The sequence below is a fragment of the Micromonospora sp. DT47 genome (genome assembly GCF_049844475.1).
GTDB lineage: Bacteria > Actinomycetota > Actinomycetes > Mycobacteriales > Micromonosporaceae > Micromonospora.
Genome location: NZ_JBNCLC010000061.1, coordinates 1 through 1,553, shown reverse-complemented (window position 1 = coordinate 1,553; position 1,553 = coordinate 1). Strand labels below are relative to the sequence as shown.

Here is a 1,553-nt window from a genome sequence, read left to right as displayed (position 1 = left end):
CGGTAGTTGTCAAGTCAACCTGAGACAGGTTGTCGTTAGCGGGCGGGTTGCTCTTGCCGGGCGGGGCTGTTGATCCAGGCGCTGTCGGGTGTCTGGGGTGCTCGCGGGCGGCGGGTGAACCGGTCCGGGTGAGCGGTGTAGGCCTGGTCGAGGGTGGTCTGTCGCTGCGCGCGGATCTGCTCGGCCGTGCCGAAGTGGACTGACGCCGGGGTGTGCCAGCCGATCCCGGAATGGCGGTGTTCATGGTTATAGGCGGTGAAGAAGCTGTCGCAGAAGGCGCGGGCGTCGGCGAGGGAGCCGAACCGGTCGGGGAAGTCGGGCACGTATTTCATCGTCTTGAACTGCGCTTCGGAGTACGGATTGTCGTTCGACGTCCGCGGTCGTGAATGCGAGCGGAGCACGCCGAGGCTCACCAGCATCTCGGACACCGGTCTGGACACCATGACACCACCGCGGTCGGCGTGCAGAGTGTGCGGCTCGATCCCGTTGCGCCAGACCGCGTCGGCGAGGAAATCGCGGGCCACGACAGCGTCTTCGCCGGCCGCGACGAGCCACCCGGTCACGTAGCGGGAGTAGATGTCGATGACCACGTAGCAGCGATACCAGATGCCTTTGACCGGTCCTTTCAACGCGGTGATGTCCCACGACCACACCTGCGATGGGCCGGTCGCGACCAGCTCGGGACGCACCCGTGGCGGGTGGGTGGCCTGCCGGCGTCGTTCGCGGACCTGCCCGGCCGTGCGGGCGATGCGATACATCGTCGACAGGGAGCACCAGTACCGGCCCTCGTCGAGTTCCCGAGCCCAGACCTGCGGAATCGCCAAATCGGCATACGCCGCACTGTTGAGCACCTCGAGGATGCGGACCCGTTCGGTGTCCGACAGCGCCGACGGCGGCGGGGTCCGCGGCAGCCACGGCCCGTGCACCGGCCCCAGCCCGCTGCGGCGGCGGTAGTGGGTCGCGCGGGAGGTCCCCGTCAACTCGCAGCCGCGTTGCACCCCTATCCCCGCCGAACCCAGGTCGGTCAACGCCGTGGTCAGGATCTGCTCGGCGGCGGATCGTTGTCCGCGCTCTCGGAGAGTTCTTCCAAGAGCGCGTGCGCTTTTCCCATGATGTCCAACGCCATCCGGGTCTTCTTCAGATCAGCCTGCAGTTTCTCGTTCTGTCGGCGCAGCTTCTCCAACTCGATCTGCTCAGCCGTCTTCCGAGCCGGCCGCCGCGATCCCGAGGATGAATCCCCGTCGCTGCCGCTGCCGGTCAGAGCCCCGGCGTCGCGGGCTCTCGCCCACTCGATCAGATGCGACGAATACAACCCTTCCCGCCGCAACACCGCCGCTTTCTCCCCATGCGGGGCATCCTCATATTCAGCAAGGATCCGCAGCTTGAACTCTGGACTGAACGCCCGCCGCGACGGCCGCGGCGCCGGATCAGACCCACCCGGCACGGGCTGGTCCGCAGAAGATGTCGACACGTACACCAGGATCTCCGATCCCGCCCTCGGTCAGCACCCCGCACTCACACGCGGTGTCTCACACCATCCTGACCAAGAGGGG

The 1,553-nt window shown here is 67.1% G+C and carries 2 protein-coding genes; both read right to left on the bottom strand.

Annotated features, from left to right (window positions below; genetic code table 11):
* Window positions 1-35: 35 nt before the first annotated feature.
* A complete protein-coding gene (locus ACLQ2U_RS32135) occupies window positions 36-1,028 on the bottom strand; it encodes a transposase (RefSeq protein ID WP_425754634.1) in 993 nt (330 codons plus the stop codon).
* Window positions 1,029-1,036: 8 nt separating this feature from the next.
* On the bottom strand, window positions 1,037-1,477 hold the full coding sequence (locus ACLQ2U_RS32130) for a transposase (protein WP_413644714.1): 441 nt from the start codon (window positions 1,475-1,477) through the stop codon (window positions 1,037-1,039).
* Window positions 1,478-1,553 lie beyond the last annotated feature (76 nt).